Raw genomic sequence first — 22,376 nt, 5'->3', positions numbered from 1 at the left:
AGACTTCGCCCGCGTCGATGCGGTCGGCGCCGAACACGGCGCGCGCCAGCTCGGTGCGGCCCGCGCCCATCAGCCCCGCGAAGCCGAGGATCTCGCCGCGCCGCAGCACGAAGCTCGCGTCGCGCACCATCGTTCCCCGGCAGATGCCCCTGGCCTCCAGCACCACCTCGTTGCCTGAGGTGTCGGGCATCTCGTGCCCGGCTTCGGCGAGCTGGCGGCCCACCATCATGGCGATGAGCGTGTCCATCGGCGTCGTGGCCATCGGCACGGTGGCGATGTACTGGCCATCGCGCATCACGGTCACGCGGTCGGCGATGCGCTTGAGCTCGTCCATCTTGTGCGAGATGTAGACGATGGCCACGCCGCGCGAACGCAGGCGCCCGATGATGCGGAACAGGTCTGCCACCTCCTCGTTGTTCAAGGCGGCGGTGGGCTCGTCCATGATGAGCACGCGCGAATCGAACGACAGCGCCTTGGCGATCTCCACCATCTGCTGCCGGGCCACCGTGAGTTCGCCCACCGGCGTGCGCGGGTCGAGCTTGAGGTTCATGCGCTCGAAGATGCGCTGCGCCTCGCCGCACATGGCCTCCTCGTCGATGAAAAGGCCGAAGCGCCCGCGCGGCTCGCGGCCGATGAAGATGTTCTGCGCGGCGCTCAGGTGATTCATCAGGTTGAGCTCCTGATGGATGATGCCGATGCCCAGCGCCTGCGCGGCGCGCGGGCTCTCGATGTCCACGGGCCGGCCGTCGAGCAGCACCTCGCCCGAATCCTTGCGGTAGACGCCCGCGAGCACCTTCATCAGCGTGGACTTGCCGGCCCCGTTCTCGCCCATGAGCGCATGCACCTCGCCGGGCAGCAGCTCGAACTGCGCCCTGTCGAGCGCGCGCACGCCGGCGAAGGACTTGCTCAGGTCGCGAATGGTGACGATGGGTTGCGTCATGAGGGGTCCTGAATCGACGCCAGGCCGTAGAAGCGCTGGGCGGTGCCGTGCCACACCTCGGCCTGCTCGTTGGGAGAAAGACCGCCGATGCAGGCTTCGCTCACCGCGACCCAGCCCGCGTAATCGCCGGCCAGCGTGAGCACGGGCCAGTCGCTGCCCCACATCAGGCGCGCCGGGCCGAAGACTTCGAGCAGGTGCTCCCACACGGGGCGAACCGCCTGTGCGAAGGCATCCGCATCGCGCTGCATCGCGGGCGGCGCCTCGGTCCACAGGCCCGAGAACTTGCAGCAGACCTGGGGCAGCGCGGCCATGGCCGCCATGTCTTCGCGCCAGCGGGCGAATTCTTCGCTGCCGTGCGCGCCCACCGGCGGCTTGGCCGCATGGTCGATCACCATCGGCAACTGCGGCCAACGCTTTGCGAACTGCAAAAGCCACGGAAGGTGACGCGGGTTCACGAGCGCGTCGAAGCGCAGGCCGAGCTTCAGCATGGCGTTCACCGCATCGGGATGCGGGCGGCGCGCGATCCAGTCGTCGTCGGGCAGATCCTGCAGCATCGGCCGCACGCCCTTGAATTTGGGATGCCGGGCCATCCGCTCCAGCGAGGCGGCGGCGTCGGGCCGGCTCAGGTCGACCCAGCCGACCACGCCGCCGATCTCCTCGCAGCTGCCCGCGAGATCGAGCATGAAGTCGGTCTCGGCGTGGGAATCGGCGGCCTGCACGAGCACGGTCCGGCTCACGCCGTGGGCATGCAGCAGCGGCTGCAGGTCTTCGGGCATGAAGTCGCGCAGGAGCGGCGCCAGCGCGGGCACGTCGGCGCGCAGCCACGTGTAGTCGCCGCGCGCGGGCCGCCAGAAGTGCTGATGCGAGTCGATTCGCTGGATCATTTCGGGTCGCGGGCAGCACCTGGCTGCCGAACGCCTTGCCTCTCTAGTCCATTCGTGAACATAGTATTTACATACGAACTTTCAGCGTCAAGCGCGCTTCATGGGTGCTTTCCCGTAAAACGAAACTTGCAAACGGCGATCCTTGCTGTTGAAATTCATTGGTGAACAAATCGATTCAACCGGACATCCTCGGCAAGCCCGCCGAAGAGCAGGAGCAGCAGGACCGCTACCGCGCTCCCGCGCTCGACAAGGGCCTGGACATCCTCGAACTGCTGGCCGACCAGCCCGAAGGCCTGACGCGCGGCGAGATCGTGAAGGCGCTCGACCGCGGCCCCAGCGAGATCTATCGCATGCTCGAACGGCTGGTGGCGCGCCAGTACGTGCTGCGCTCGCTGGCGGGCGACCGCTACAGCCTGAGCCTGAAGATGTTCGACCTGGCGCACCGCTATCCGCCGAACCACCGGCTGGTGACGCAGGCGCTGCCGGTGATGGACCGCTACGTGAAGGAGGCCGAGCAGTCCTGCCACCTGGGCGTGTACGACCGGGGCAACGTGCAGATCGTGGCGCAGGTCAACAGCCCCGCGGCGAGCAGCATGACGGTGCGGCCCGGCACGCGCGTGAACCTGCTGGACACCGGCTCGGGCCAGGTGCTGCTGGCCTGCGAGTCGGAAGAGCGGCGCCGGCAGATGCTGGCGGAGCACGTCGCGCTCGACGGCGAGGTACAGATTCCGCCCGACGAGCTGGAGCACATGCTCGAGGCCGTGCGCGCCACCGGTTACCGGCAGCGCGAGAGCATGCAGTACTTCGGCGTGATCGACATCTCCTGCCCCATCCTCGGGCCGCACGGGCATGCGCTGGCGGTGCTCACCACGCCGTACATCCGGCGCATCGACCGGCACGCGATTCCGTCGCTGGACCGCGCGCGAGAACTCATGCTGCAGGCCGCGCGCGATCTCTCGCTGCTGACGAACGCCTGATCAGCCTGCCGGCGGAGGCTGCTGCTTCTTCTTTTTCTCTCTGCGGCCGCCGATCGCCCCCGACGCCGCGGCGCCAAGAATGCGCCGGAAGGTCGGGCACTCCATGTGGCTGGGTGCGCGGCAGACGGCCGCATGGCGCAGGCCGTCGCGCATCGCGCTCAAGTTGCGGATCGTGCGGTCGAGCTCGTCCGCCTTGGCATTGAGCATCAGCCGGTCGATGCGCGGCTGGCCATTGGGGCCGAACATGCGCGCGATCTCGTCGAGCGAGAAACCGGCGGCGCTGCCCAGCGCGATCAGCGCCAGCCGCTCCAGCACGCCTTCATCGAATGTGCGCCGCAGGCCCTGCCGGCCGGTGGAGGCGATCAGCCCCTTCTCGTCGTAGTAGCGCAGCGTGGACGCGGGCAGGCCGGAGCGTTTGGCCACTTCGGCGATATCCATGTGCTTCCTCCTCCTCTTGACTTCAAGCCGGCTTGAATTTGCATAGTGCGGCTTCCGCCTCGTGAAGGCAAGCAAGAGGAAACGATCATGGAGAAAACCATGCACCCCGCCACGCAAGCGGCCGGCGACGCACAGGCCCGGCTCTGGAACGGCCCGGCAGGCCACGCCTGGGTCGATGCGCAGCAAACGCTGGACCAGCTTTTCGGCCCGCTGGAGAAACTGCTCGTCGAGACGGCCTGCGCCGCCCCCGGGAGCCGCGTGCTCGACGTCGGCTGCGGCACCGGCGGCACCACGCTGGCCATCGCGCGAGCGGTGGGCGGCGGCGCGGAATGCACCGGCATCGACATCTCGCAGCCGATGATCGCCGCCGCCCGCGTCCGTGCCGGGCGCGAAGGAATCCCCGCGCGCTTCGTCTGCGCGAACGCGCAGACCCACGCATTCGAGCCCGCGGGCTTCGACAGCATCGTCTCGCGCCTTGGGGTGATGTTCTTCGACGACCCCGTGCGCGCCTTCGCCAACCTGCGGCACGCCGCGAAGGACGGCGCCGGGCTGAGCTTCATCGCATGGCGAAGCGCGGCCGAGAACCCGTTCATGACGACCGCCGAGCGCGCAGCCGCGCCGCTGCTGCCGAACCTGCCGCCCCGGGTTCCGGGCGCACCGGGCCAGTTCGCCTTCGCGGACCGCGAGCGGGTGCAGGCCGTCCTCGAGGAAAGCGGCTGGCACGGCATCGACATCCGGCCCGTCGACCTGCACTGCACGATGCCCGAGAGGGATCTGATCGGCTATCTGAGCCGCCTCGGTCCGGTCGGCATTGCGCTGCTGCAGGCGGATGAGAAAACGCGCGCCCGGGTCATCGACACGGTGCGCGCCGCCTTCGAGCCCTATGTGCATGGCGACGAGGTCCGGCTGACCGCCGCCTGCTGGCTGGTCAAGGGGCGTGCCGATGCCTGACACGACGAAGCTGCTTGCCGGCGCGGTGTTGATCGGCACCGGCGCCACCGCGCTCATGGACCTCTGGGCCATTGCCCGCAAGCACCTGCTGGGCGTTCCGTCGCTCGACTACGCGCTGGTCGGTCGTTGGCTGGCCTGGCTGCCGCGCGGCCGCTTCTTCCACACGCCCATCGCGGCCACGCCGCCCGTACATGGAGAACGCCTGCTGGGCTGGGTCGCGCACTACACGATCGGCATCGCATTCGCCGCGGTACTGCTCGCCGTCTGGGGCCGGGGCTGGCTGCTTGCTCCCACGCCCGGCCCCGCAATGCTCGTCGGCATCGGCAGCGTGGCCGCGCCCTTGCTGGTGATGCAGCCGGCCATGGGCGCCGGCATCGCCGCCAGCCGCACACCGCGCCCGGCCATCGCGCGGCTGCACAGCCTCGTCACGCACGCGGTCTTCGGGCTCGGGCTCTACATGACTGGCCGGGCCCTGGCCTGAGCGAAAAGCTCAGGCGAAGAGCTTCCCGTTGAGCGCGATCCGCACCGTCTTCACCGTGAGCACCGCCAGTGCCACGTTCAGCGCGGCCAGCAGCACGATGGCGATCGCCCAGAGCGGCTCGCTCGGATGCGACTCCGCGTACTTCAGCGCGGCGTTGGCCAGCGCAGCCATCGGGAAGCCGATCGCCCACCAGCCCGGCGCGAAGCTGGCGCCACGGCGGAACACCTTCGGCGCGACCACGGCGAACATGAAAAGGCCGAAGTAGAAGAGCAGCGAGGCGAAGCGGTCGATCTCGCCGACGATGTTGGTGTAGGCGAGAAAGCCCACGGCGAAAGGCGCCACCAGGATCATCAGCGATGGCTCCATGGCGGGAGCGAGCGGATCGCGATGCACCAGCCGGCCGATGATCATGGTGAAGAGCACGAGGGCCAGCACCACGCCGATGGCGCTGGCAGCCAGGTTGGCCTCGGCCGCCCAGGCCATCGGCATGTGCGCGCCGGTCACGGGAATATCGAGCGTGGCCACGCCGGGGATGATCCACGCCGGCACCGCGAGCGAGGCATCCACCTGCCCCTTCAGCAGCCGCGACAGGCCGGCGAAGCTCAGCGAGAAGGTCGCCAGCAGCCCGATCGTCCACGCGAGGTGAGCGAGGGGTGCGCTGTACGGCGCGATGACGGCCGACAGCAGCAGGATGGAGATCGCAATGGTGCCGAAGAAGTTGCCCGCCACCGGATGATGGAACTCCGCGTGCACCGCCTGCGGATGCCTCACCAGCTTCGTCAGGTAGCCCGCCGCGATCAGCACGAACACGCCCAGCGCGAAGGCCCCGATGGCTTCGCCGATGATGGCCGGCGCGCCCAGGCTCTCATGCGCGAGCCGCCATGCGAGGGCCAGCCCGGAAAAGCCCATCACGGAGGCGAAGAGGTTGACCGGGAGGTTGCGCACGGAGGCTTGCGCGCGCGGCGCAACCGCGGCGACCGATGAAATCACCGGGGAGGAAGGGTTCAGAGCCTGGTTTTGCATGTTGTCGTCCTTGGCTGGATTTGCATTAGTGTGTATTTTCCGCCAGACTACCGGAGCCATTTCCGCCAACTCACGGCGTTTTCAGCCAATCCCCGGACCTTGTCTGCCATGCGTGTCGCCATCCTCGCCTTTCCCCGTTTCCAGCTGCTCGACGTGGCCGGCCCCGCCGACGTCTTCGCCGAGGCATCGCAGCAGCTGGGCGACCCGCGCGCCTATCGCGTCCAGGTGATCTCCAGCGGCGAAAGCATGCTCAAGAGCAGCGGCGGGCTGCGGCTGGGCGTCGATTCCACGGTGGCCACGCATCGCGGCGCCATCGACACCCTGCTGGTCGCCGGCAGCCCCCGCGTGGAAGACATGGCGGCCGACACGCAGCTGCAAGAGTGGCTCAGGCGCCAGGCGCGCACCGTGCGGCGCTACGGCTCTGTGTGCAGCGGCGCCTTCGTGCTGGCCGCCAGCGGGCTGCTCGACGGCAAGCGCGTGGCCACGCACTGGAAGCTCGCGGGCCAGCTCGCCTCCGACTACCCGCTCGCCAGCGTCGAGTCGGACGCCATCTACGTGCGCGACGGCCAGCTCTTCACCTCCGCCGGCGTCACGGCCGGCATGGACCTCGCGCTGGCCATGGTGGAGGAAGACCACGGCCGCGACCTCGCGCTGAGCGTGGCGCGGCAGCTGGTGATGTTCCTCAAGCGCCCCGGCGGCCAGAGCCAGTTCAGCGCCCACCTGGCGGCCCAGACCTCCGAGCGCTCCAGCATGCGCGAGGTGCAGGACCACGTGCTCGCGAACCTCAAGGACGACCTCTCCGTGCCCGCCCTCGCCCAGCGCGCCGGCATGAGCGAGCGCAACTTCGCGCGCATCTTCCGCAGCGAGACCGGCACCACGCCGGCCGAGTTCGTCGAAAACGCGCGGATCGACGCCGCCCGCCGCCTGGCAGAGGAATCCGACCTGCCGGCCAAGCGGCTTGCCGACGCGGTGGGCTATGCGAACGTGGACGGTTTCAGGCGCGCATTCGGCCGCCGCCTGGGCGTGAGCCTCGTGGAGTACCGCAGGCGCTTCGCCAGCTGACGACACACCGGAGCGACCCATGAAGATCGAGCCATTCGACGAGGGACTGGACCAGCGCAACATCGTCGCCTACGACCCGGCGTACGCCGAAGTCTTCGCCGCCGCGCGCGAGTACGTGCAGGCACGGCTGCCCGGCGTGGAGCTGGTGCACATCGGCAGCACGGCCATCGTCGGCCTGCGCGGCAAGCCCATGATCGACACGGCCGCCATCACCACCCGCGAGAACCTGCGCGAGGAGCAGGCGCAGTTCGAAGGCATCGGCTTCCACCGCCGCCCGGTCTGGGTCGACCGCGACGAGAAGCCGTATGTCTGCGGCTCGGTGCTGCACGCAGGGCGGCGCTTCAATATCAACATTCACGTCTGCCACCGCGGCGATCCGGTCCACAGGGATTCGCTGGCCTTCATCGGCATCCTCGAACGCCGCCCCGACCTGCGCCTGAAATACGAGCAGGCCAAGGACCGCGCCCACGCGGTCGATCCGGCCGATCCCCAGATATACAACCGCGAGAAAGAGGCTGTAATCAAGGAAATCGAGGCCCAGATTCCCAGGGAGTAGCCGTTCCAGCGCCGCAGGAGGCCCGAAGAGGCCTGTGCACGGAGGTGAGTCCAGATGTCCGCTGCCATGTTCGCCGCCCTGTTCTTCACGGTGGCGCTGCTCGTCACGACGGCCTACTTCATCATGGGCTCCATCCCGCTGCTGGTGCTCAAGCACGACACGCCGCTGGACGCGCGCTTCGTGCGCGGCTTCTTCAACATCTACTACGTCGCCGCCTTCATCACGGCGAGCGCGACGGCGGTGAGCTTTGCCTCCGCGGGTCGGCTGGGCATCGCGGCCGGCGCCGCGGCGCTGGCCGCGATCGCCGTCGTGCTGCGCAAGAAAGTGATTCCGAAGATGGATGCGCTGGGCACGCAGATCCAGTCGAACTACATGGACGCGATCCCGGGGTTCCGCAGAACCCACGTGGTCGCGATCCTGATCAACATCGCCCAGCTGGTGGCGATCGTCTGGACGCTGATCGCCGTGGGGCGGTAGCTTGCGGCTCTCAGTCGGCGTAGACGCCCGCCGCCTTGATCACGGGCGTCCATTTCGCGATCTCGTCGATCACGAACTTCTTGTGGCCCGCCGGCTCGACACGGCCGTCGGTGGCCACCACGGCGCCGAGCTGTTCCTCGCGGTGGATGAAGTCCGGATCTTTCAGCGCAACCTTGAGTGCGTCGTTGAGCTTCTTCAGCACCGGCGCGGGCGTGCCCTTGGGCGCGTACAGGCCGTGCCAGATCGTGACCTGGAAGTTCTTCAGGCCGGCCTCGTCGAGCGTGGGCAGGTCCTTCAACAGCGGCAGCGCGAGCCGCTTCGACGTGGTGACGGCGAAGGCCTTCACCTTGCCGCCCTGGATGTGCGGCGTGGTGTTGGTGGTCTGGTCGCACAGCAGGTCGATCTGGCCGCCGATCAGGTCGGTGATGGCGGGCGCGGTGCCCTTGTAGGGCACGGGCGTCATCTCGGTTTTGGTGGCGCTCTGGAAGAGCAGCCCGCACAGGTGCGAGGCCGAGCCCACGCCCGCGTTGCCCAGGTTGATCTTGCCTTTGTTGGCAGCGATCCAGCCGCTCAGCTCCTTGTAGTTGGCGGCCGGAATGCTGGGTTTGGAGATGAGCGTCATCGGCACGTCGTTGACGATGCCCAGGTACTCGAAGTCGGTCTCGACCTTGAACGGCACGTTGCGCACCAGGCTGGGCACGGTGGCCATCGCGATGTGGTTGAGCAGCAGCGTGTAGCCGTCGGGCGTGGCGCGCGCCACCTTGGCCGCGCCGATGGAGCTGCCCGCGCCGGGCACGTTGTCGATGATGACGGTGCTGCCGCCCAGCGGCTTGCGCAGCGCCTCGGCGAGGTCGCGCGCGACGCGGTCGGTCGGGCCGCCGGCCGCGAAGGGCACGACGATGGTGACGGGCTTGCCGCCCGGGAAATCCTGCGCATGGGCAGCGACGGCGGCAGCGGCGATCGCCGCGAGGGCGAACAGTTTCTTCATGGAGTCTCCGTGAGGTTGGATTGAAAAAAAAGAATTCAGGGCGCGCGCGGCGGCACGCGGCTCTCCAGCGCGGGCGGCTGCCATGCGGGCTGGATGTGGCAGCCGTTCCTGCCGTCGGTGTCGTAGCGCGGCATCAGCGTCTTGCAGCGTTGGGCGAGGCCCTCGGGCGTGGGCTTCTCGCCCTTGTCGATCCAGTCGAGCAGCGCGGCGAAGAGCGCGGGGTACTCCGAGTCGCTCAGGTAGCTGTGCTCGCGCTCGCTGCTGAAACTCTGCACCAGCAGGTCGCCGGTACCGGCCGCGTCGCGGATGCGGCGGTAGGAATTTTCGAGTTCGACGAAAGCCGTGGGATCGTCGATGGCATGCAGGCCCATGGTGGGCAGCGCGGTGCGGCCGGTGGGCTGGCTGTCGGCCGCCAGCGCGCCCTTGGCCTGCGGATCGGCCGCATAGCGCAGCACGCCGGCATTGACCGCCGCGTCGTCGGCCGAGCCGCTGTAGACCACGCCGACGTTGCCGAAGGGGTTGCGGCCTTCCAGGCGCTTCTGCACCAGGTCCTGGAAGAGCCACGTCGCCCAGCTCAGGTGGCCCAGCAGCGAGCGCTCCTGGATCTTCACGACCGAAAGAATGGTCTTCAGCCGCGCCGCCTGCTCGGGCGTGCGCTGCGCGGCGGGCAGGCCGACGCCGGTGCACTCCTTCACGCGCGCGGCGAGGTCGGCGCGCGTGAGCTTCGAATCGAGCGGCAGGCCCATCCACAGCGGGTACTGCGGCTCGTCGGGGCGCGGATGGTTGCGGCAGACGTACTGGTAGACCACGCGCAGGTCGAGCCGGAAGTCGTAGGCGCTGTTGCCGCCGCCGAGAACGCCGCTGGTGAGCAGCAGGCCGTCGTAGGGCGACTTGGCGCCGCCGGCCGGCGCATAGAGCTCCGCCGCCTTCGCCGCCACGCCCGCGCCGTAGCTCTGACCGTGCAGCAGCGTGCGGTGCGGCTGGCCGAAATGGCGCACGAAGATCCGGCGCAGGCGCTCGGTGTCTTCCGCCGCCATGGTCACGCCGTAGCCGCCGCGCCTGTAGGTGGAAGCAGCCCATGCATAGCCGGCCTTCACGGTGACGGCCCAGCGCTTCAGGTCTTCCTCGCTGCGCTCCAGCTTGGGCGGTCCGGTCTCGGGGCCGCCGTGGGCGTGCATCACGAGCACGCGGCCGGCGTCCTTCGCCCAGTCCTTCGGGATGGCGATCCAGTAGAACGAGCCCGCGCCGTCCTCACCGGTGTAGCAGCGCGCAGACTCGGGCACCGGCGAGGGGCAGGCTGCCGCTTTCGGGCCGGCAGGAGCGGCGTGGGCTTGCGCACCCGATACCGCACCGAGCAGCGCGAAGGCGGTGGAAGCCGCGAGGCTGGAAAGTCGTTTGTTCAATGGCGTACTCCGAATTCGAGCGCCGCCTTCGCCGTGTCGGTGGAGACGAATGCGAGGACGCCGCTGTTGAAGATGAAATTGCCCGGCCGGCCGGCATCGGCCTGCGCCACGCCGAGCACGGGAGTGTCGTAGTTCAGCGCGGCCGCCGCGCCGCCGAGGTTGAGGCCGGTGCCGGCCACCGTGGCATCGTGGTTCTCGCCCTTGACGCTGACCAGCGCGTAGCTGCCGTCCGCCGTGCCGCTGACCAGGCTCTGCTGCAGGCCGTACACGCGCATGCCCATGTTGGCCGCCGATTCGCGTACCAGGTGCACCGGCACGGCGACGCCGTTGACCAGGCCGATGACCATCGAGCCAGTGAGCGTGCCGCCGGTGGTCACGGCGCTGCCGGTGGGCGAGGTGGTGTACAGGTCGAAGGCGCCGCGCGTGCCGTTGTAGGTGATGTAGCCCTTCTCGGTCTGCGTGCAGCTCGCGTCGTAGGTCATGAAGGCGCCGCTGACCGGATCGCGGCAGTACTGGAAGGTGCCCGCGTTGCGCAGCCGCACCGACGACGCATGCGCCGCCGTGCCGCCGGTGCCCTGCTGCACGCCCACGGCGTTGAAGATGTTCGCCACCGGGTTGAACACCGTCGGCGTGGCCGCGTTCTGGAAGGCGTTCTGGAACGCCAGCAGCGGCGCGAAGCCGCCGCCGCTGGGCGCATTCACGCCGCCCGAGAGCACGCCGCCCGCGCCGAAGCTGAACACCGCCCCGCTCTCCGCGCTGGCATAGCTGCAGTTGCCCTCCGACACCAGCGTGCCGCTGCGCACCGTGCCCACCGTGCGCTGCAGGCTGGCATCGATGGTCACGGTGTAGGCCATGGTGGCCGGGTCGATCTGCACGCGCAGCTCCTCGCCGAAGCTGTCGCCGCCCTTGTAGGTGGTGACGGCCGCAGGCAGGTTCGGGCAGGCCAGCGGGTCGCCGACCTCGGTCACGCAGCTGTAGTTGACGGCCGCGTCCAGGCTGCCGCTGCCGCGGTACTTGGGCCAGGCCGGGAACAGGCACAGCGGACGCGTGCGGCCGTAGGTGCCGGCCACCGCATCGACCGCGACGCCGGTGGCGGGCGCGAGGCCGTTCTCCACCCAGCCTTCGAGCGCGGCGAGCGAGTCCCAGTTGGGAATGAAGCTGCCGGTGCCGTGGCCCATGCCAGGCACGGTGTAGAAGCGCACGCTCTGGTCGACCGAGGCCTGGCCCAGCGTGGCGACGAGCTGCTTGTAGTAGTCGATGGTCGAGTTCGGGCTGATGACTTCGTCGGCCAGGCCGTGCAGCATGATGAGCCGGCCGCCGTGCGCGAAGAAGGGCGCGAGGTTCGGGTTGGTGGCGTCGGTGAGATTCGACACTTCGGTCACGCGCGCCGCATAGCTGCCCGGGTCCAGCGGGTCGAAGGTCAGCGTGTCGAAGTTGGCGATGCGGGTGACGAAGAACTTCACCCACTGGTCGCCGGTGACGTACATGTTCGCGTCGGCCGAGGTGGCGGGGTTGGCCGGCACCTTGCGCGTGCCGAGGTCGCGCGTGGTGAAGGGGCCGGCCACCAGCGCGCCTTCGAGCAGGTTGTAGCCGCCCGCGCGCTTCACGCCGTTGGCCAGCGAGTAGGTCGTGAAGTCCAGCGGCGATTCGATGGCGCGCACGGTGTCGAGTTGCGCGTCCGACAGGCAGGTGTCGCCCGTGTCCGCGCCGCCGCTGCAGCGCAGCGAGGCCAGGACCTGGCTGTTCAGCAGGCGGCAGCTTTCGACATTGCTCACGATGCTGTCGGCCGCGCCGTCGAGCTTGTCGCAGGCCTGCATCGCGGCCTTCTGCACCAGCAGCGTCTTCGCCACGTTCATCCAGCCGGCGCCGCCGTTGTTGTAGAGCGCGCGGCCCACGGCCACGTTCGACAGGCGCGTGCCGGTGTAGTTGAGCGCGGGCTCGTTGGCGATCACGCCGTCGTAGTCCAGCGGCCAGCGCTGGATGTAGCTCAGCGCGTCGCGCCCGCCGGTGGAGGTGCCCAGGAAGTAGGCGTGCTTCGGCGCCATGCCGTAGCGCGCGAGCACCAGCGCCTGCGCCACGTCGCGCGTCTTCTTGAGCGAGTTGCCGCCGTAGTTGGCGAGCTGCTCGTCGTTGGCCGCGAACTTGCCGTCGGTGATGCTGCCCGACTGGTGTCCCGAGTCGTCGCCGTAGGTGGCATAGCCCAGCGCGAGCGGCGCGGGCTTGCCGGCGGGGCCGAAGCGGATGACCTCGGTGCCGTCGATGAGCACGCCGTCGAAGCCGCCGCCGCCGAAGTGGATGGTCTTCTGGTTCCACTTCTCGGGCAGGTTGACCGCGAAGTTGATGGACTGCGAATTGGGGTCCACAGGCTGGATGGTGCCGCGCACGCGGCAGTAGTCGCCCAGCGTGTTGCCGGCGTCGCTCGCGGCGACCGGCGTGGCGCTGGTGACGGTGGCGCCCTGCGTGGGCAGGCTGATCAGCGGGGCAGGCAGGCTCCGGCCTGCGAGGTCGGCGCAGGAGACGACCGGCAGCACGGGCGGAGGCGGCGGGTTGTCGGGTGGGTCGCCTGCCGGTGGATTGCCGCCGCTGCCGGCGGGCGGCGTGCTGGTCGGGGGCAGGAAGCCGAAGCCGCCGCCTCCTCCCCCGCCTCCGCCGCCGCAGGCGGCCAGGGCCAATGAGATGCCGATCGCGCTGGCGACGGCGAGGAACTTCGATGCAGGGCGCTCTTTGCGCATGGACTTGTCTCCGGCATGCGGTCTCGTTGGACCGCTTGTTCTTGAATGGGCGGCCGGAAGATAGATTCGGGGTGACTTAGGGTCAAATAAAATAACAAGGCACTTTTCATACAAAAAACATATGGACATACGGGCACTGCGCTACTTCGCCGCCGTTGCCGAGACCGGCCACATGACACGCGCGGCCGAGCAGCTGGGCATCCAGCAGCCGCCTTTGAGCCTGCAGATCAAGGCGCTCGAACGCGAGCTGGGCGTGCTGCTGTTCCGGCGCCATCCGCGCGGCGTGGCGCTCACCGACGCGGGCCGGCTGTTCCAGGCCGAGGCGCTGCGCATGCTTCAGGACATGGAATCGATGAAGCAGCGCATGACCCGCGTGGCCAAGGGCCAGGCCGGCACGCTCGCGGTGGGCTTCACCAGCTCGGCGGCGGCGCACCGCTTCATGCCCGGGGCGCTGCGCGAGTTCCGCCGCGCCTACCCCGACGTGGAGCTGCAGCTGCGCGAAGACAACGCCGCCGAGCTCACCGAGGCGCTGGCCGCCGGCCGCCTTCACTGCGGCCTGCTGCGCGTGCCGGTCGCGCGGCCCGAGGGGTTGATGTTCGAGACGCTGCTGCGCGAGCCGGTGCTGGTGGCCATGCCCAGCGACCATCGCCTTGCCCTCGGCCGCGACAAGGACTCGCGCCCGCTGCCGCTCGCGAAGCTCTGCGAGGAAGGCATCATCCTCGTGCGGCGCCCGGGCGCGCCGGGCCTGTACGCCGACCTGCTCGCGCTGTGCCACGCCAAGGGGCTGCGCCCGCGCGTGGTGGCCGAAGTCGATCGAATGATGACCAACCTCAATCTCGTGGCCGCGGGTGTCGGCCTCTCGGTGGTGCCGGCGTCGATGCATGGCGTGCACGCGCACGCCATCGCCTACACGCGCCTCGCCGACGGCGGGCAGCTCGACGCGCCGCTCACGCTGGTCTCGCGCGCCGAGGAAGACAATCTGCCCGCGCTGAATTTCGCGGCGCTGCTGCGCAGGCTGGCGCAGGAGAACCCCGGCTCATGATCCGGCTTCGCCGTCGCCACCTGCTGCAGCGCGCCAGCGCCCTGCTCGCGGCGGCCTGCGCATTGCCGCGCGTGCTGCACGCGGCGCCGGCACAGTGGCCGAACCGTCCGGTGCGCCTGGTCGTGGTCTATCCGCCCGGCGGCGTGAGCGACGGAATGGCGCGCGCGCTGGCCGAGCCGCTCGCACGTTCGCTCCGCGTGCCGGTGCTCATCGAGAACCGCCCCGGCGCGGGCGGCAGCCTCGGCATGGACGCACTCGCCCGCTCCACGCCCGACGGCAGCACGCTGGCTTTCTCGGCCATCAGCCCGCTCACGCTGCACCCTCTGCTCGCACGCGTTCCCTACGACCCGATGCGCGCCTTCGTGCCCGTGGCCAGCGTCATGCGCACACCGGTGCTGGTGGTGGGCACGCCCGCCTTCACCGGCCGAGGCTTCGGCGAGCTGATCGCGCAGGCGCGCAGGCAGCCGGGCGAAGTGCGATGGGCGACGTCGGGCGTGGCCACCATCGGCCACCTGGTGCTGGCGCAGGTGCGCGCGCAAAGCGGTGCCGACATCACGCACATTCCCTACCAGGGCGGCGGTCCGCAGCTCAACGATGCGCTCAGCGGCCAGTTCGAGGTGCTCTCCACCAACGTCGCCGCGCAGCAGCTGCAGTACATCGAAGGTGGCCGATTCCAGGCGCTGGCCGTGGGCGCGCCTGCGCGCATCGAGGCACTGCCCACGGTGCCCACGCTCGCGGAACTGGGTTTCGGGAAGGCCAACCGCGACTCGCTCTTCGGCATCTTCGCGCCCGCGCGCACACCACCAGCTGTGGTGCAGATGCTCAATGCGGAGATCAACCGCGTACTCGAAAGCGACGCGGTGCGCGCACGGCTGCGAGCGGCCTACAACCTGCCGGCGGGTGGCGGCAGCGACGCCTTCGCGCACGAGATCGCGCTGGACCGGCGGCGCAACCGGGAGCTGGTGACGGGGGATCGGTCGCAGTTCGACTAAGCTCCCAGCGCCGCGGCACATCGCAACCCCAGAAAAACGCCGCGCGGGGGAGGAATCTTGCAATCCGCGAAACACTTTCTGTCCGTCCTCGCCGTTGCGGGCCTATTGGTTCATGCCAACGATGCAGGCGCTTACAGCAACAAGGCGACGTTCGCCGCCGAAGTTTTCTTCGAACAAGGTGACGATACCCTTGCGACCGCACAGCAAGAAAAACTGCGTGCCTTTGCCGACCGCATCGACAAGCACCAATTGGAAGTGATCATCGCTGTTGGACATGCAACTCCAGGCGAGACAGATACAAAGGCGCTGAGCGAACGTCGAGCCGCTTCGACGAGGTTCACGCTGATCCAGCTGGGCATACCGCCGTACAGAATCTACACAGAGGGAAAGGCCGACACGCAGGCTGCCTACGCACAAGACGCCACTCAGATGCCCCGTGCAGAAATCGAATATGTCGGAACATACGGTGCTGCACCGTATACGCATGGCTTCAATTCGATGTGGACGTGGCACCGGGATTTTTTGCCGGGCCAGGAGCGACCGCAGCTCAATAAGCCGCCGGCGACCTGGGACACCAGCAGACCAGAGCAATTCTTCCCGGCCATCACAAATCCCGCGTGGCGACTGCGCTTTCTCGACAAATACCGATTGGTTGCCATCCTCAGAAATGACGATTCGCTCCTGCGCGAAATCGAAAACCTTCGTCCACCCGCAGCGAGCGCACAGACCGCTCTGATGGCCATAGCATTCGGAACGCCTTTTGCGCAATCGGTTTTCGCCTCCGCCATCGATCGGCTCGATGTCACCGAGCCCGGAGGCCATGAACTTGCCGAACAACTTTGGTGCGACAACAGCTGGCGCACGTCGGCACGCCGCTTGTCATTTCAGCGCATGAAAATACCGCAAATGCTTCGCACCTTGTCCGCTGCGGAGCAGAAGCGATGGACCGAATGCGCAGCAAGGCGCACAGACGTGGAAGCCCTCGGATTTCTGAAATCAAATGGCGTGAACTTGAGCGCTCGCAACGAACAAGGGGAGACCGCATTGCATGCAGTCGTCAGCAGGTTCGATCCAGGTGGCATCCGCGTACTGGTAGCTGCAGGCGCCGACCCCAACGCTCAGGATGCCAGCGGCCGAACCCCGCTGCATGGATTGGCAAGCGCGAACTATGGGCCAATGACGGGACGCCCTCAAGCCGACCAATTGAGACAGGCATGGGCCACACTGACCGCCGCTGGAGCGAACCCCTCGATCCAGGACTATCGGGGCTCAATACCGGCGCCGGTCAAGCCTTAGTCTGCTTCGAGTCATCGGCCATCCAAAGGCCCGGGTAGTCGAACGCAAAACCGTCCGGCGTCACTTTCAGCACTGCCGCGTAATCGAAGCGCTTCGCCTCGTACGCATATTCAGTCTCGCTGCGCCGCTCATAGCGCTGCATCAGCTCACTGAGCCCGCCACCGCCATCGATATCGAGCCATGCGGCAGGCGCATCCGCGCCCTCGCCCTTCGCAAGGCCCAGGCGGCGCAGCTGCAGCAGGTTGGTGGCGGGCGTGAAACCCAGGTCGAGGTCGATGCAGTGCGACAGGTCGGGCACGGCCTCGTCGTTGAGCTTCCAGTGGCCGCGCGGGTCGCGGGCGATGGAGAGGTCGACCGCCGAGTCGCCCAGCCATCCGCGCACCGTGCCCCACTGGGTGTGCCACAGCAGATCGCAGCGCACGCGGTAGTGCAGCTGGCCGATGCGGCCGTCTTCCAGGCGGAACACCGCCGCACCGTCGAGTTGCCAGGCCGAGGCATTGCGTTCGAGGCGGCAGGCATCGTGACCCGGTACGTCGAGCCTGCGCCAGAGGATGGAAGCGACCGTTTGCATGGCGCGCATGATGGCACCGGCATGCGGCGGCGCGCAAGCAATGACCCGCCGCCCCGAAAAAAGTCGGCCTGGCACGCTGCTGGGCGTGCGCGTCGGCGAATCGCCCCGCACGCGCAAGCAGCGCCCAGCCGCGAGACAATTGTTTCCGTGAGCTCCCAGACCCCATCGGCACCGAAGATCCGCCGCATCGCGCACCTCGACATGGACGCCTTCTACGCGTCGGTCGAGCTGCTGCGCTATCCGCAGCTCAAGGGGAAGGCAGTGGTGATCGGCGGCGGGCGCAGGCGCGTGGACGAGGCCATCCGCAACCTGCCCGAGGGCGGCACCCTGGCCGACATTCCGGTGGAAGCTTTTCCGCTGCTGAAGGACTACACCGGCCGCGGCGTGATCACCACCGCCACCTACCCGGCGCGGCAGTTCGGCGTGGGCTCGGCGATGGGGCTCATGAAGGCGGCCAAGCTGTGCCCGCAGGCGATCATCCTGCCGGTGGACTTCGACGAATACCGGCGCTATTCGCGCACCTTCAAGAAGATCATCCTGGAGGTCGCGCCGCTCATGGAAGACCGGGGCGTGGACGAGGTCTACATCGACTTCACCGACGTGCCCGGCGGCCAGCGCGAGGGCGGGCGCTCGCTGGCGCGGCTGCTGCAGAAGGCCATCTTCGACGCCACCGGGCTCACATGCTCCATCGGCGTGGCGCCCAACAAGCTCATCGCCAAGATGGCGAGCGAGTTCAACAAGCCCAACGGCATCTCTGTCGTCTACGAGGACGACCTGGAAAAGCTCATCTGGCCTCTGCCCTGCCGCAAGGTGAACGGCATCGGCCCCAAGGCCGACGAGAAGCTCAAGCGCTTCGGCATCGAGACGGTGGGCCAGCTCGCGGCGCGCGACCGCGACTGGCTCGTCGCCAACTTCGGCAAGGCCACCGGCGCGTGGATGCACGAGGTGTCATGGGGTCGCGACAGCCGCCCTGTGGTGACCGAGAGCGAGCCCGTGTCGATGAGCCGCGAGACCACCTTCGACCGCGACCTGCACGCGGTGCGCGACCGCGCCGAGCTGGGCGCGATCTTCACGCAACTGTGCGAGCAGCTCGCCGCCGACCTGCAGCGCAAGGGCTACGTGGGCAAGACCATCGGCATCAAGCTGCGCTACGACGATTTCAGGATCGCCACGCGCGACCAGACCATCGACCGCTTCACCGACGACGCGAAGACCATCCGCCAGACCGGCGGCCTGTGCCTGAAACGCGTGCCGCTGGAGCGCCCGCTGCGGCTGCTGGGCGTGCGCGTGGGCGCGCTGGCCAAGGCCGGCAGCCCCGAGGCGCTGGCCCCCGCCGGCTCCGGCGCACACCGCGCGGCGGCCGAACCGGTGGCGACCACCGCTTCGCTCTTCTGAGTACGCGATGGTCCGACGCTGGCTGCGCCGCATCGCCTTCACGCTGCTGGGCTTCATTGCGCTGGTGGGCCTGTACGTGGCGACGGCCTGCGCGCTGGTGTTCTGGCCCGCCAACCCCGGTCCGCCGGAGAGCGCCAGGGCCGAAGTGCAGGCCTGGGTGCTGAGCAACGGCGTGCATACCGACTTCGTGTTTCCTGTGCGTTCCGCCACCATCGACTGGCCCCAGCTGTTTCCGCTTTCGGACTTCAAGGCGCCACCGCCCGACGCGGAGTTCATCGCCATCGGCTGGGGCGACCGCGAGTTCTACCTGAACACGCCCACCTGGGCCGACCTGACCGCATCGCGCGCGCTCGGCGCCCTGGCCGGCGGCAACCGCGCACTGCTTCATGTGAGCTACCTGCGGCGCAGCCAGCTCGGGCAAGGCGCCTTCGCGCTGCCGCTCACGCAGGCCCAGTACGCGCAGCTCGCCGCCTACGTGCGCGCCGCCTTGCCGTCGGGCAAGGCCACGCCCATCGCAGGTGCCCACTACGACAACCAGGACGCCTTCTACGAGGCCGAAGGCGGCTACAACCTCTTCGAGACCTGCAACACCTGGACCGGCCGCGGCCTGCGAGGCTCAGGCGTCACCGTGAGCCGCTGGACGCCGTTCGACTTCACGGTGACGTGGCACATGCGGCCTGCAGGACCCTGAACAGATTCACGCTCAGGGCTTGGGCACCCCGCCCGACCACTTCGGCCAGTTCGCGACGATGTGGTCGACCACGCGGCTGCCCACCAGCTCGATGTTCTCCACCGTCTCGGCGAAGCCGCCTGCCGTCTCGCCCGGTGCCGGGTCCAGGTGCTGCAGCGTGGTTTCCTTGGGGTTGCCCTGGTCGAAGTTGACGGCGCCGCGCAGGCTCATCACGCGGTCGGTGCCGTGGGTGCGCTTGATGACGAGGGTGATGGCTGCGGCTTCCATCTCGGTGATGACGTAGTCGTCGGCGCCGTAGAGCTTGGCGATGTATTGCGCCTGCTTCGACATGCCGGGGCCGTGGAAGAAGGTGTCGCCGGTCATGTGGGTGCCGGTGCCGACGAAGGGGGCGCGGCGCGCGGCCGCGTCGGGGTAGCGCAGGCGGTACTTGCGGGCCGATTCGGAGTCCTTCAGGGGCGTGTCGGCCGAGAGCTTCATGGCCCAGCCCACGAGGTCGGGGTTGAGCCTGAAGCGGCGGTATTCCTCATAGCCCTTGCGCGGCATGAAGGTGGGCTCGCCGGGCTTGTTCTCCTCGGGTGCCCAGCGGTGGCCGAGGTCGTAGTCGACCAGCCAGGTGGCCCAGCTCACCTCGCCGATGGTGCCGCGCGAGGGCGGCGTGCCGGCCACGCCGGAGATGACGTAGTAGCTCTGCGAGAAGTCGAACTGCGGGTTCAGCAGGATGGCCTGCATCGACGAAGACGAATTCACCTTGCCCATGCCCAGCACCGAGCCGCACACGCCATCGGCGTTGCAGTACACGGGCTGCAGCGCGCCGGGCACGGCGATGGGTTTGGCGTCCTTCCAGTAGCGCTCGTACCAGTGCTGGAACTCGCCGGCGCGGTCGCCGGTGTTCTTGCCGATCTCGAACATGGCGGCGACGAAGACCTTGACCTTCACTGGCGCGGCCGGAGCCTGCGCCGCGGCGGTCGTGGTGGAAGTGCTGGGCGTGGAAGCACAGGCCGTGAAGAGCAGCGCCGCGGCGGGCACGGCCAGCCAGCGGGCGGCGAAAAGAGAAGACTTGGACGAACTCATTCTGAACCCCGGTGAGAGAGGAAAACTGCGGACAAGACGGAAGGACTGGAGCCGCAAGCGCCCGGCGCACCGCCGGCGCCTGCGGCGTCCTACACCCGGCGATTGTCGGTGCTGGCAAAAGCTCGGTGTACCGCCACCACGCAAGCCCCATGCCGGCCTCATCCTCTTCTTCGCCATCGAATCCCAAGCCTGCGTCGAAGCCGACGCCCATCGCCAACGGCCTGGTCTACGTGAACCCCGACATGCCCGGCATCCGCCGCCTGAAGCACGGCGACCGCTTCCGCTACCGCGACGCCCGCGGCAGGTGGGTGCGCGATACGGACGAACTCTCGCGCATCCGGATGCTGGCCATTCCGCCGGCCTACACCCAGGTGTGGATCTGCCCCCTGCCCAACGGCCACCTGCAGGCCACCGGCATCGACGCGCGGGGACGCAAACAGTACCGCTACCACGCCGACTGGCGTTCGATGCAGGACGAGACCAAGTTCGAACGGCTCGAAGCCTTCGCGCTCGCGCTGCCGGGCATCCGCGCCCGCGTGGCGCGCGACCTGCGGCTGCCCCCGGGCCGCAAGGCGCCCGGCCGCGCGCAGGTGCTCGCGGCGCTGGTGCGCCTGCTCGACACCACGCTGCTGCGCGTGGGCAACGAGGAATACGCGAGCAGCAACGGCTCCTTCGGACTCACCACGCTGCGCACCCGGCACGCGGCGGTGAAGGGGCAGGCTCTCAGGCTGCGCTTTCGCGGCAAGAGCGGCGTGATGCATGAGGCCCAGCTGGACGATCCGCGCGTGGCGAAGGTGGTGCGGCAATGCCAGCAACTGCCTGGGCAGGCGCTCTTCCAGTACGTCGACGCCGGCGACGAAGGCAACGGCGAAGAAGGAGAACTGCGCGGCGTCTCCTCCACCGACGTGAACGACTACCTGGCCGAGGCCGCCGGCGGCGAGCGCTTCACCGCGAAGGACTTCCGCACCTGGCACGGCACGGTGCAGGCACTGGAACTCACCCGACTGGCCTGCGAGCCCGGCCGTACCGCCGCCGACGGCAGCCGCTACAGCGCCAGGGACATCCTGGGCGCCGTGGCCAAGCAGCTGGGCAACACGCCCGCCGTGTGCAAGAAGGCCTACGTGCACCCGGCGGTGCTGGCCCTGGGCAGTGCCCTGTCGGACGGCGACGAGGCCACCGCCGCGCTGTTCGAGAAGATCGGCGGCAGCAACAAGGCGAGGCCCTCGCGCGGGCTCTACGCGGCGGAGCGCCGGCTGCTGTCGTTCCTGAAGGCGCACCGGCGCGAGCAACGGCGCACCGCCGCAGCCGCCGGAAGAAAGAGCGGGAAAACTCAGGTCCGCGTGGCGAGCACCAGGCGCACGCTGGCGGCATCGAGCGCCACCGCGTAGCCCAGGTCTTCTGCGAGGTTCTGCAGCGCCACGGCGTCGATGGCCAGCGCGCGCGGCGCGCGGTGCGCGTCGAGCACGGCCTCGGTGGCACCCGGCTCGCGCGGCAGCGCCGTGAGCCGCAGCGCATTGGCGCCATCGGCCTCGATGCGGATGGTGCCCGCCTCGTCCGCGCCGTCATGCAGGTAGCCCATCGCGCCAAGGAACAGGTAGCGCAGGGCCGCCGCGGCGGGCCAGCGGTGCTCGTCGTCCGAAGGGGTCAGCGACTCGTCGGTTTCGAGCGCCACGCCGTGCAGGTCGAAGGCCGAGCGCATCAGCGTCACGCACTGGGACACCAGCGCGCTGCGGGTGATGCCGTCGTCGACGGTGGCCAGCTCCCAGTCGCGCAGCGAGCGGATCGCCTCCACCAGTTCGGAGACCTGGTTGTCGATCAGCCCCACCCGCTCCTCGCAGGCCGCGGCATCGACGGTGGGGGCGCCGATCTGCCGCTTGAGCATCAGCAGCGCCATGCGGATCACCGAGACCGGGGCTGCCATGTCGTGCCGCAGGGCTGGCAGTGCGCGGGTGAGAAGTTCGTGGCGCACGCCGGCGGCAATCCAGCTGCGCGCACTTGGTGAGGATTTCATCGCGCGGCGGCCACGGGATTCGGGTTCAACATCGGCAGGATCAAGAGCAGCTTGCCTCCAGAAACGATCTGGTAACAAGTATGAAGTACACGCCCGCCCACAGGTGTAGGAGGGTGCCTACCGTGATTGCGCCCCTCAGCGGGGCGGCCATTGGCTGCAGCCGCGCCTTTTCGCGGAGTTCAGGGCTCGGGCTCAGGGCTTGCCGAGGTAGGCGCGCACGTCCTTCACCTCGACGCCCGCCGCCGCGATGGCCGAGCGCAGCTGTGCCTCGGTCACGCCCAGCGTCTGGGTCCAGTAGCGCACCTCGTGCGCCTCGTTCACGTTGATGCGGGCGGCATCCTGCGGTCCGCGCTTGGTCAGGTCATCGGCCATGGTGTGTTTCCTGTGTTTGCTTT

The 22,376-nt window shown here is 68.7% G+C and carries 23 protein-coding genes; 12 read left to right on the top strand and 11 right to left on the bottom strand.

Translation table 11 applies throughout. The features are described from left to right. A partial coding sequence (locus EJP67_RS18910; RefSeq protein ID WP_133373062.1) for a sugar ABC transporter ATP-binding protein occupies nt 1-940 on the bottom strand: 940 nt, incomplete at its 3' end. Beyond that, nucleotides 937-1,824 carry an amidohydrolase family protein gene (locus EJP67_RS18905; protein WP_126023238.1) on the bottom strand — a complete coding sequence of 296 codons (888 nt, stop codon included), beginning with the start codon at nt 1,822-1,824 and terminating at the stop codon, nt 937-939. The genes EJP67_RS18905 and EJP67_RS18910, both read right to left, overlap by 4 nt. Nucleotides 1,825-1,985: 161 nt before the next feature. On the opposite strand from EJP67_RS18905, the gene EJP67_RS18900 reads away from it, so the two are divergent. Beyond that, nucleotides 1,986-2,801, top strand: a complete 816-nt coding sequence (locus tag EJP67_RS18900) for an IclR family transcriptional regulator (RefSeq protein ID WP_240650701.1) — start codon at nt 1,986-1,988, stop codon at nt 2,799-2,801. Here the strand turns inward: EJP67_RS18900 and EJP67_RS18895 are convergent, their stop codons facing one another. Then, a complete protein-coding gene (locus EJP67_RS18895) occupies nt 2,802-3,239 on the bottom strand; it encodes a helix-turn-helix domain-containing protein (RefSeq protein ID WP_126023237.1) in 438 nt (145 codons plus the stop codon). A gap of 87 nt (nt 3,240-3,326) precedes the next feature. On the opposite strand from EJP67_RS18895, the gene EJP67_RS18890 reads away from it, so the two are divergent. Both EJP67_RS18890 and EJP67_RS18885 read left to right on the top strand, forming a co-directional pair. After that, nucleotides 3,327-4,190 (top strand): class I SAM-dependent methyltransferase, encoded by an 864-nt coding sequence (locus EJP67_RS18890; protein ID WP_240650700.1) that lies wholly within the window; start codon nt 3,327-3,329, stop codon nt 4,188-4,190. Continuing rightward, entirely contained in the window at nt 4,183-4,671 is a 489-nt protein-coding gene (locus EJP67_RS18885; protein WP_126023236.1) for a DUF2938 domain-containing protein, read from the top strand. Before EJP67_RS18890 ends, EJP67_RS18885 begins: the two co-directional genes overlap by 8 nt. Before the next feature lie 9 nt (nt 4,672-4,680). Here the strand turns inward: EJP67_RS18885 and EJP67_RS18880 are convergent, their stop codons facing one another. Then, nucleotides 4,681-5,694, bottom strand: coding sequence for an SLAC1 anion channel family protein (locus EJP67_RS18880; RefSeq protein ID WP_126023235.1), 1,014 nt, complete (start codon nt 5,692-5,694; stop codon nt 4,681-4,683). A 108-nt stretch (nt 5,695-5,802) separates the two neighbouring features. Here EJP67_RS18880 and EJP67_RS18875 point away from each other — a divergent pair, with 108 nt between their 5' ends. The 3 genes from EJP67_RS18875 to EJP67_RS18865 are packed head-to-tail and all read left to right on the top strand — an operon-like array spanning nt 5,803 to nt 7,789. Then, nucleotides 5,803-6,756: a GlxA family transcriptional regulator gene (locus tag EJP67_RS18875; protein ID WP_126023234.1), complete on the top strand. Its 954-nt coding sequence runs from the start codon at nt 5,803-5,805 to the stop codon at nt 6,754-6,756. A 19-nt stretch (nt 6,757-6,775) separates the two neighbouring features. After that, nucleotides 6,776-7,312, top strand: coding sequence for a GrpB family protein (locus EJP67_RS18870; protein ID WP_126023233.1), 537 nt, complete (start codon nt 6,776-6,778; stop codon nt 7,310-7,312). 54 nt (nt 7,313-7,366) lie between these two features. Further along, nucleotides 7,367-7,789, top strand: a complete 423-nt coding sequence (locus EJP67_RS18865) for a hypothetical protein (protein ID WP_126023232.1) — start codon at nt 7,367-7,369, stop codon at nt 7,787-7,789. Between the two features lie 10 nt (nt 7,790-7,799). Here the strand turns inward: EJP67_RS18865 and EJP67_RS18860 are convergent, their stop codons facing one another. Genes EJP67_RS18860 through EJP67_RS18850 form a run of 3 tightly spaced genes read right to left on the bottom strand, consistent with a single transcriptional unit; the run spans nt 7,800 to nt 12,912 of the window. After that, nucleotides 7,800-8,777 carry a tripartite tricarboxylate transporter substrate-binding protein gene (locus EJP67_RS18860; RefSeq protein WP_126023231.1) on the bottom strand — a complete coding sequence of 326 codons (978 nt, stop codon included), beginning with the start codon at nt 8,775-8,777 and terminating at the stop codon, nt 7,800-7,802. Between the two features lie 35 nt (nt 8,778-8,812). Beyond that, the gene (locus EJP67_RS18855) at nt 8,813-10,180 is read right to left on the bottom strand and encodes an alpha/beta hydrolase (RefSeq protein ID WP_126023230.1); all 1,368 of its coding nucleotides are present in this window, start codon (nt 10,178-10,180) and stop codon (nt 8,813-8,815) included. Further along, nucleotides 10,177-12,912 carry a tannase/feruloyl esterase family alpha/beta hydrolase gene (locus tag EJP67_RS18850; RefSeq protein WP_126023229.1) on the bottom strand — a complete coding sequence of 912 codons (2,736 nt, stop codon included), beginning with the start codon at nt 12,910-12,912 and terminating at the stop codon, nt 10,177-10,179. The genes EJP67_RS18855 and EJP67_RS18850 overlap by 4 nt, the downstream gene beginning before the upstream one ends. Before the next feature lie 121 nt (nt 12,913-13,033). Here EJP67_RS18850 and EJP67_RS18845 point away from each other — a divergent pair, with 121 nt between their 5' ends. From EJP67_RS18845 to EJP67_RS18835, 3 genes are read left to right on the top strand one after another with little or no spacing between them, the layout of a single operon-like run. Further along, nucleotides 13,034-13,954 carry a LysR substrate-binding domain-containing protein gene (locus tag EJP67_RS18845; RefSeq protein WP_126023228.1) on the top strand — a complete coding sequence of 307 codons (921 nt, stop codon included), beginning with the start codon at nt 13,034-13,036 and terminating at the stop codon, nt 13,952-13,954. Then, nucleotides 13,951-14,946, top strand: a complete 996-nt coding sequence (locus EJP67_RS18840) for a Bug family tripartite tricarboxylate transporter substrate binding protein (protein WP_126023227.1) — start codon at nt 13,951-13,953, stop codon at nt 14,944-14,946. Before EJP67_RS18845 ends, EJP67_RS18840 begins: the two co-directional genes overlap by 4 nt. 57 nt (nt 14,947-15,003) lie before the next feature. Beyond that, nucleotides 15,004-16,242, top strand: coding sequence for an OmpA family protein (locus EJP67_RS18835; protein ID WP_165909650.1), 1,239 nt, complete (start codon nt 15,004-15,006; stop codon nt 16,240-16,242). Here EJP67_RS18835 and EJP67_RS18830 read toward each other — a convergent pair. Then, entirely contained in the window at nt 16,232-16,813 is a 582-nt protein-coding gene (locus EJP67_RS18830; protein ID WP_126023225.1) for a putative glycolipid-binding domain-containing protein, read from the bottom strand. The genes EJP67_RS18835 and EJP67_RS18830 overlap by 11 nt on opposite strands. A 201-nt stretch (nt 16,814-17,014) precedes the next feature. On the opposite strand from EJP67_RS18830, the gene dinB reads away from it, so the two are divergent. Further along, a complete protein-coding gene (gene dinB, locus EJP67_RS18825) occupies nt 17,015-18,208 on the top strand; it encodes a DNA polymerase IV (RefSeq protein ID WP_221297428.1) in 1,194 nt (397 codons plus the stop codon). A gap of 7 nt (nt 18,209-18,215) precedes the next feature. Then, nucleotides 18,216-18,899 (top strand): TIGR02117 family protein, encoded by a 684-nt coding sequence (locus EJP67_RS18820; RefSeq protein ID WP_126023223.1) that lies wholly within the window; start codon nt 18,216-18,218, stop codon nt 18,897-18,899. A gap of 12 nt (nt 18,900-18,911) precedes the next feature. On the opposite strand, the gene EJP67_RS18815 is transcribed toward EJP67_RS18820, so the two are convergent. Beyond that, on the bottom strand, nt 18,912-19,970 hold the full coding sequence (locus tag EJP67_RS18815; protein ID WP_126023222.1) for a purine-nucleoside phosphorylase: 1,059 nt from the start codon (nt 19,968-19,970) through the stop codon (nt 18,912-18,914). A 149-nt stretch (nt 19,971-20,119) separates the two neighbouring features. Here EJP67_RS18815 and EJP67_RS18810 point away from each other — a divergent pair, with 149 nt between their 5' ends. Further along, a complete protein-coding gene (locus tag EJP67_RS18810; protein ID WP_126023221.1) occupies nt 20,120-21,358 on the top strand; it encodes a DNA topoisomerase IB in 1,239 nt (412 codons plus the stop codon). Here EJP67_RS18810 and EJP67_RS18805 read toward each other — a convergent pair. After that, on the bottom strand, nt 21,301-21,981 hold the full coding sequence (locus EJP67_RS18805; protein ID WP_126023220.1) for a hypothetical protein: 681 nt from the start codon (nt 21,979-21,981) through the stop codon (nt 21,301-21,303). The genes EJP67_RS18810 and EJP67_RS18805 overlap by 58 nt on opposite strands. Nucleotides 21,982-22,173: 192 nt before the next feature. Further along, nucleotides 22,174-22,353 (bottom strand): DUF3606 domain-containing protein, encoded by a 180-nt coding sequence (locus tag EJP67_RS18800; RefSeq protein WP_126023219.1) that lies wholly within the window; start codon nt 22,351-22,353, stop codon nt 22,174-22,176. Between the last annotated feature and the right edge of the window lie 23 nt (nt 22,354-22,376).

The sequence above is a fragment of the Variovorax guangxiensis genome (assembly GCF_003952165.1).
In the GTDB taxonomy this organism is placed as follows: Bacteria; Pseudomonadota; Gammaproteobacteria; order Burkholderiales; family Burkholderiaceae_C; genus Variovorax; species Variovorax guangxiensis.
This window is presented reverse-complemented; position numbering and strand designations above follow the sequence as displayed.